The organism is Mycolicibacterium aromaticivorans JS19b1 = JCM 16368 (assembly GCF_000559085.1).
GTDB lineage: Bacteria > Actinomycetota > Actinomycetes > Mycobacteriales > Mycobacteriaceae > Mycobacterium > Mycobacterium aromaticivorans.
Genome location: NZ_JALN02000003.1, coordinates 233,428 through 241,028, shown reverse-complemented (window position 1 = coordinate 241,028; position 7,601 = coordinate 233,428). Strand labels below are relative to the sequence as shown.

General features: G+C 62.1%; 7 protein-coding genes and 3 pseudogenes. 7 read left to right on the top strand and 3 right to left on the bottom strand.

All coding sequences use genetic code 11. The features are described from left to right. A pseudogene (locus tag Y900_RS33875) lies at positions 1 to 120 on the bottom strand (transcriptional regulator); the annotation flags it as partial. 243 nt (positions 121 to 363) lie between these two features. Between Y900_RS33875 and Y900_RS29505 the strand changes: the two are divergent. Then, positions 364 to 1,023: pseudogene (locus Y900_RS29505) on the top strand (DsbA family protein). 15 nt (positions 1,024 to 1,038) lie between these two features. Here Y900_RS29505 and Y900_RS33360 read toward each other — a convergent pair. Continuing rightward, positions 1,039 to 1,473, bottom strand: a complete 435-nt coding sequence (locus Y900_RS33360) for an NlpC/P60 family protein (RefSeq protein WP_237752814.1) — start codon at positions 1,471 to 1,473, stop codon at positions 1,039 to 1,041. Positions 1,474 to 2,056: 583 nt separating this feature from the next. Between Y900_RS33360 and Y900_RS33645 the strand changes: the two are divergent. The 6 genes and pseudogenes from Y900_RS33645 to Y900_RS29490 form a co-directional block, all read left to right on the top strand. Further along, positions 2,057 to 2,494: pseudogene (locus tag Y900_RS33645) on the top strand (Ig-like domain-containing protein); the annotation flags it as partial. Positions 2,495 to 2,559: 65 nt separating this feature from the next. Beyond that, positions 2,560 to 2,895 (top strand): Ig-like domain-containing protein, encoded by a 336-nt coding sequence (locus tag Y900_RS33640; RefSeq protein ID WP_337588800.1) that lies wholly within the window; start codon positions 2,560 to 2,562, stop codon positions 2,893 to 2,895. Further along, positions 2,798 to 3,331 (top strand): L,D-transpeptidase, encoded by a 534-nt coding sequence (locus Y900_RS33870; protein WP_420329857.1) that lies wholly within the window; start codon positions 2,798 to 2,800, stop codon positions 3,329 to 3,331. The genes Y900_RS33640 and Y900_RS33870 overlap by 98 nt, the downstream gene beginning before the upstream one ends. Positions 3,332 to 3,617: 286 nt before the next feature. Beyond that, positions 3,618 to 4,238, top strand: a complete 621-nt coding sequence (locus tag Y900_RS31505; protein WP_081845432.1) for a copper resistance protein CopC — start codon at positions 3,618 to 3,620, stop codon at positions 4,236 to 4,238. Positions 4,239 to 4,723: 485 nt separating this feature from the next. Then, positions 4,724 to 4,969 carry a hypothetical protein gene (locus Y900_RS32845; protein WP_192827624.1) on the top strand — a complete coding sequence of 82 codons (246 nt, stop codon included), beginning with the start codon at positions 4,724 to 4,726 and terminating at the stop codon, positions 4,967 to 4,969. Beyond that, positions 4,944 to 6,172, top strand: a protein-coding gene (locus Y900_RS29490; RefSeq protein ID WP_085977995.1) for an IS3 family transposase whose coding sequence is annotated in 2 segments (ribosomal slippage) — positions 4,944 to 5,256 and positions 5,256 to 6,172 — 1,230 coding nt in all. Because the reading frame shifts where the segments join, the coding sequence is not laid out codon by codon here. Before Y900_RS32845 ends, Y900_RS29490 begins: the two co-directional genes overlap by 26 nt. Before the next feature lie 188 nt (positions 6,173 to 6,360). Here the strand turns inward: Y900_RS29490 and Y900_RS29485 are convergent. Further along, entirely contained in the window at positions 6,361 to 7,569 is a 1,209-nt protein-coding gene (locus tag Y900_RS29485; protein WP_036345255.1) for an IS110 family RNA-guided transposase, read from the bottom strand. Positions 7,570 to 7,601: the final 32 nt, after the last annotated feature.

The following is a 7,601-nucleotide window of genomic DNA, read 5'->3' as shown; positions in this document are numbered from 1 at the left end:
CCGAGCGGCGGCCGCGGCGGCCTCGATCCGCGGCGGGGGTGGCAGCGTGGCGCGAATGGCTTCGGCGTGCGGGAGATCGAGACAGAGGAGATCGCAGCTGTCGATCGGCTGATCAGTCACCACAACACACTAACGGATGTTGATATGAGAAGAGCCCGCGATCGGCGGCCGAGGAAGTGGCTATTGACTCACCCTGCCTGCCAGGTCGCGCCTCCGTCCCCACATCTGCTTCGAGTCGATGTGAGCCACCTACGGCCTTACTACGTATATAGTCGTAGCACGATCCCCAATTGAGCATCTCTCGCAGACCGTCGTTGTCGTGAGGGGTGCAAGGCCCGGCTACGTAGGTGAAAGACAAACCCCATGGCTCCTCTTACACGAATTCTGCTGACTACTTTCACGGTCATCACCGTCATCCTCGGGGTCGGGGTCTACCTCTCGGTTCGCGACCGGCAGGCCCCGCGGTGGCGGAGGCTCAGTCCGGGGATGCCGGTCAGTTGGTTCGCGATAACAGTCATCGCCTCAATACAGTTCCGAGCAGCGACGTCACTTTTGTGGAGTTCCTCGATTTCGAATGGAAGCATGCCGGGCAGCGTTCCCGCTCGTCGAGCAGCTGCGGTCGCAGTACGGGGACCGGGTCAACTTCGTTGTCCGCTACTTCCCGATCCCAGCCCACTTCAACGCCGAACGAGCCGCTCGCGCAGTCGAATCAGCAGCCCAGCAAGGCAAATTCGAGCCGATGTACAAGAAGATGTATGAGACGCAAAGCCAATGGGGGGAGAACAGAAGACGCCAGCAGACGCGACATTCCGGGGTTTTGCCACCGAACTAGGCCTCGATATGACGAAATTCGATGCAGCCTACAACGATCCCGCCACTGTCGCGCGAATCAATCAAGACGTTGCCGACGGCAAAGCACTTGGCGTCGACGGAACGCCAACCATGTTCCTGGACGGCAAGCGCTTGAAGTACAAGAGCTACTCCGACTTGTCGAGCGCGATCGATCAGGCGCTGCAGCGGTAGCGCACGCCGTGCCGATCACCCTTCAATGACCCGAGCAACATAGGGCGTCATCCCCGCCATCCTTACTGGGGAGACTTTGACCGGCACGCCTGTCTGTTGAGCCTCAAGCATCTGTCCGCCGCCGAGGTAGATCGCTTCATGCTGACTACCTCCCGGACCCCAAAACAACAGGTCGCCTCTTTTTGCCTGCGACGGAGGAACTTTGCGGCCAGCGTTTGTACTGGTCACCCGACCACCGCGGGAGCAAATGCCCACACCCGCATAGGCATATCGGGTGAGGCCTGAGCAGTCGAAGCCGATCGTGTTGGCGCCGGAATCAATCCCGGCGCTAGGACCGGTCAGGTTGCCTCCACCCCACGAATAAGGAACTCCGATTTGGCTACCAGCGCGACGGATGACGTATTCGATCGCTTGTGCTCCAGAGACACGGTTCAGGCCAGGGCGCGGCAACGTCGGAACTCGCTAGCCCCAAGCTCTGAAGGAACGCCCGACCGAGGTCCATCGTTGTCTGGGCGGCCAGCGTGCCGGCCCGAAGGGATGCGTTCGCGACAGCAAGCGGGTCGCCGGGCGCGCCTGCACTGGCGACTCGGGGAAGTAAGGGATCCCAGGTGTCGATCCCGGGATTCGCTTCGGCCGAGGCTGTGGCTTGCAGAGCGATCACAGCCAGCAGGAGGCAAAGCACACGTCCGATTCGCCGGTAGAACATTGATCTTCACCGTCCTTGCCGCTAGACAGACACCCGCGCCATTGCGCCGTCGCCACTGTCCGCCGTTTAGGCGGATCTCCGCATCACCCGAGCGGTGTTACGGTCATACGCAGTACTTAGTTGCTACGTATTTGACGAACCGTAACAGCGGACATCGAGGGTTCACACCGGCCCGTCGTATCACTTGAGTAACAATCGGTATCACCAGCGCGTCGGTTCGAAGCAAAGCACCCACGCGAAGCGTGCCATCGCGAGCCGGCAACGCAATACCACCGCCATCTCGGGAAGGCAGCCTGCCACCCACCTCTTACGTAGTTGATACGTAAGATGGGGGTGGCAACACGTACGGCAACCGGCAGGATGGATTACATGACGCGATCCGCGCCGCAGCTATTACGCGACGCCAGAGACATGTGGCGGACAGCGCGGCTCGTGCTGGCAGTGGGCATCACCGCCATCGTCGGGGTGAGCGCCTGCGGTCCCGGCGCCTCTACGCCATCACAACTCGGCGCAATCGTGGAAAAAGGCACCCCCTACAGCGATCTGCTCGTTCCGAGCCTAAAAATGTCGGTCAGCGAAGGTGCAGTTGGCGTTTCAGTCGAGTCGCCCATAACGGTCAGCGCAGCGAGCGGCGTCCTCGGGCCGGTTGCGTTGATCAACGACCGAGGCCGCGTCGTGAACGGCGAACTGAGCTCCGATGGTGTGACCTGGCGATCCACGGAACCGCTGGGATACAACCGGACGTACACCTTGAACGCTGAGGCGCTGGGTCTCAGCGGTGTGCACAGAAAACCGCCACCTTCCAGACACATTCACCGCAGAACCTCACGATGCCCTACGTGTCGCCAAACGACGGAAGTGTTGTGGGAGTCGGCCAGCCGATCGCAGTGCGGTTCGACGAAAACATTTCTGATCGACTCGCCGCCCAGCGGTCGATCAGTATCACGACAAACCCTCCAATCGACGGAGCCTTCTACTGGCTGAACGACCGCGAAGTACGCTGGCGCCCAGCGCAATACTGGAAACCCGGAACCACAGTCAGCGTCCAGGTCAAAGCGTACGGCGCCGATTCGGCGGCGGCCTATTTGGACAGGACGACGTCTCGACTCGCTTCACGATCGGCGACGAGGTCATTGCGACTGCCGACGACGCCACCAAGACGATGACCGTGCGCGTGAATGGTTTCCGTGGTCAAGACGATGCCCATCTCAATGGGCAAGAACAAGACCCCGACTGACAACGGAACTTACATCATCGGTGATCGGTACCCCCACGCTCGTCATGGATTCCTCGACCTATGGGGTACCGGTCAACTCACCGGACGGGTACCGGACAGAAGTAAACTGGGCCACTCAGATGTCCTATAGCGGAATCTACGTTCACTCCGCACCGTGGTCCGTCGGAAGCCAGGGACGAAATAACGTCAGTCACGGCTGCCTCAACGTCAGCCCAGAAAACGCGAAATGGTTCTACGACACGACAAAACGTGGCGATGTCGTCGAAGTCATCAACACCGTGGGACCGACGTTGCCAGGGACCGACGGGCTCGGCGACTGGAATGTTCCGTGGGACCAATGGAGTGCCGGTAATGCCGCGCTGTAGCGCCGACCAACCGGCTTCCATGAACTCATCCCCCGCCGCGACACTCAAACAGGGCGTGGCGATAGATTCTTGGCGGGCTCGAACGCAAAGCGAAAGGTTCACTTCCCCAATATTTTTGAATCCTTCAGCCGTATTTAGGCCGAATGGCCGCGGCACCATGGGCAGCAGATGAGTGCTACAGCTGTGCACGACGGCCGCCCCGCCATCCCCAACACGTCGAAACATACACTCGGAGCGCGCCGCCAACAGCCAGCCGGCGCGAGCAAGAACAGGACGGTGAAAATTGATGCGCACGTTCGCCACAACCGTGATGGCGCTGACCCTTTGGTGGCTAGGCAATGGGATTGCCTCGGCCCACACCGGGCTGGTGAGCTCCGACCCTTCCGCTGATAGCACAGTGTCGACGCCTCCGAGCGTCATCACCTTGACCTTCAACGAAGACATCAAACCAACGTTCGCAACCGTCGTCGTCAACAGCGCAGACGGTCGCAATTGGATAGTTGGACCGCCCCGAGTCGAGGGGCCCCGTATTTCCGCAACCGTCGGGTCAGATCGCCCCACGAGCGGCGTTTACACCGTTGGCTACCGCGTGGTCTCAGCAGATGGGCACCCGGTTTCTGGTTCCTACACATTCACGATTGCCGGCCCTCCCGCTGGGTCACAACCTCCGATCACGACGTCCGGCGCCGCGCCGACAACTACTTCTGCCCCACAATCACCGGCGGCGGCCGGCTCCGACACCAAGACATCGATCCTCGCAGCAGGTGGCGCCGGCCTCGCATTGGGTGGCGCCATCGCACTATGGCAAGCGTGGCGGCGGCGACGAGCCCGTACGACACTCAGCGAATCGGAGTCCACCAGCATGGCAATTCCGGATCACGAGCCGAAGAAGCCGCCCGCTGACTAGACGCTCAGCTCGGCGTCGAGTCAGGGATAGGAGCCACAGCTTCGAACTACCCAGGGAGGCGGGTTGATCGTGACCGAAGGTGACCGCGGCGGGTGAACCCCTTGCATTACGCGGTGGTTGACGGGCCCAGCGACATGGCCTTTCTGACCTCGACAGAGCCGAATGATGTCAAGCACCGACAACTCTGTGACTACATCATCGCCAACACAAGAAATATGTAGGGCAGCGGCTCAGATGTCAATCTTTCAAGCGGATCTGGAACCGCAGTTCGAAGACCTGGGCTTTGGCTGGCGGTCCACGAATGCGAGCTTGTTGAGTGCGACTGGACGGGGCTCCTCCAAGCCGTCAACACGCGGACTGGCCCCGATGGACTAACACTCGTCGAATACGACATCGGCCAATCCGTCACTTTCCAGGCCGTACTCGACAACGGGACGGATGTCGAGCCAGCTTGGTAGATCAGCGATCCCGACATTCTCAATCGCGTGCGGGTGGAAGCGGAGGTCGACATGATCGTGCGCGTGGCGGTCTTGTTCGGCGACGAATTCGGATTCAGCATCGACGAGCTGTCAAGACGCCGCACCGATCGCAGCGGACCAGGGACGCCGATCTATTGGGCGCGCAACCCCGATCGGGACTTGACCCCGTGTGTTGGACACGCTCAATCCCAGGAATGTGCTGGGGGAAGCGAGATGATCCAACCCGATGGCAAGGAAAAATTACCCCGATGAGTTCAAGCGTGACGCGGTCGCGCTCTACCGGGACACCGAGGGCGCGACGATCGCCCAGATCGCTGCCGAGCTCGGTGTCAGCGAGGCCACGCTCTCGGCGTGGTGCAAGTCGGCCGGGGTGCCGATTCGGCACCGCCGCGGTGTCGTAGTGGCCGAGCCTGTGCTAGGGGCCGAGAGCCCTGAGCAGGAGCTGGCCCGCCTCCGCAGTGAGGTCAAGGCGTTACGCGCCACCGAGGCGCGGTTGTCCACCGAGCGTGACATCTTGCGGTCGGCGGCCAAATATTTCGCCGGGGAGACGAACTGGTGAGCCGCTTTCAGTTTGTCGCCGACCACCTGCACGCCTTCGAGGTGAAGTGGCTCTGCGCAGTCGTCGAGGTTGCGCGTTCGTCGTTCTACGCGTGGTTGGCCGGTGCTGACGGACGAGCGGCCCGTCGGGCTGCTGACGAGGCGCTGGCCGAGCGTATCCGCGCCGTCCACGACGAGGACAACACCTACGGGGCGCCGCGGATCACCGCCGAGCTCAACGACGGTGCGCCCGAGGGGCAGCGGGTCAACCACAAGCGGGTGGCTCGGGTGATGCGCGGCGCCGGGATCGCCGGTTATCGACGCCGACGTCGGGTCAAGACGACCGTGGCGGACCCGGCGAACCAGAAGGTCCCCGACCTGCTCAAACGCGATTTCACCGCCGCGCAGGTCAACACCCGTTACGTCGGCGACATCACCTACTTGCCATTGGCGACCGGCGCCAACCTGTACCTGGCCACCGTGATCGACTGCTGTTCACGGCGGGTCGCCGGGTGGGCGATCGCCGATCACATGCGCACCGAACTGGTCATCGATGCGCTCAAAGCCGCTGCTGCACTGCGGGGTTCACTGGCTGGTGCAATATTCCATGCAGATCATGGAAGTCAGTACACCTCACGGGATTTCGCGAATCTCTGCCGCGATCTGGGGGTCGTCCAGTCGATGGGTGCGGTGGGGTCAAGTGCCGATAACGCGTTGGCCGAATCGTTCAACGCCGCCCTCAAGCGCGAGATTCTGCAAGACCGTGCCTGCTGGCCGGACGCGGCGATCTGCCGCCGTGAGGTCTTTCGGTGGCTGGCCCGCTACAACACCACACGACGGCACTCCTACTGCCGTCATTCCAGCCCCGCGACCTACGAAAGGAACCTGACACCGGCTACGCTGCCCGAAGCCGCATAACCACAAATCCCGTGTCCACTACATGGGGCAAGGCCCATCAGCTGTCGTTGCTCGATACCGACAAAGATGCGGGCTGACAGCGCCCACGTTCGGTTGATACGTCCGATCGCTCAACTCGCGCGGAAGAATGAATTCCGATTCCGGTGCACTGAGCTTGGCCATTACGGAAATGACTCTCAATGTCTGTGTCAAGCTGCCGTAGGCGCGATTTGGGGTGATTCTGGTTGCCAGCTGCGGTTGTCTCGGATGAGTGCGTAGAGCACGTTGGTGCGGCGGCGAGCGAGGCAGATCGTGGCCGGGATCGGCCGTTTTCCTTGTTGTCGTTTGCGCTGGTAGTAGGCCCGCGAGTCGGGGTCGCAGCGGGCTGCGGTCAACGCCGACATGTACATCACGCGCCGCAACCGACGGCTGTATCGGTGCGGGGTGTGTAGTCGTCCGGTGCGTTTACCGGAGTCTCGCGACACCGGCGCCAGCCCGGCCCAGGCGGCCAGTTGGTCGGCCGAGCCGATCAAAGCGGGATCACCGACCGCGGCCAGGAATTCCGCGCCCAGACGGAATCCCATACCGGGCATGCTGGTGATCACTTCGGCGAGCGGATGGCGGCGAAATCGGTCCTCGATGTCGGCGTCGGTGGTCTTGATGCGCTCATCGAGGGCGATCACCTCCTTCGCCAGGTCGGCGACCAGCCCGGCGGCCACGCCTTCACCGGGCAGTCGGACCATTTGCGTCTTGGCAGCAGCCACCGCAGCCGAGGCGATCATGGCTGCGTTTCGAACACCTGCATCGGTTAGCATCCGGCTCAGGCGTGAAACACCGCTTTGCCGAATGGCTTTGGGCCTCTGATAGCGCGCCAGCAGCACGACCCAGCCTCGGTCTGAGCGGAGTTGGGCGACGCGTTCGAGCGCCGGACATAGAGCGACCAGCTGTTGGTGAAGCCGGTTGATCGTGCGTGTGCGATCGGCCACCAGATCAGCGCGGTGCGCGGTCAACATCCGCAGTTCGGCAATCAGGTCGTCGTCAGGATGCAATACCGGTAGATCCTGCCCGCGCATCCGAGATTGATCGGCGATGACCCGGGCGTCTTTGGCGTCGGTCTTGGCTTCCCCGCCACGGTAGGTCCCCGATGCCTGCCACACCGCGCGGCCAGCCAAGTACCGAACCGTCTTGCCGGCATCGGCAAGCACCGTCAACAGCAACGCGGCATAGACCGTGCTCAGATCCACTGTCCAGCACACCTGATCAGCCAAAGCATCGATCTCTGCGACCAGGGCACGGATCGGATCCTCATCATTGGACAGCTTGCGGGACAGCACCACTGCCCCGCTGCCGTCGACCACGCACACCCAATGCTGCTCCTTGCCGACATCCACACCAGCCCACAACCGGTCTGTCGCCATCGCAATCCTTTTCGCTTGTGTGGTTCCCCCGA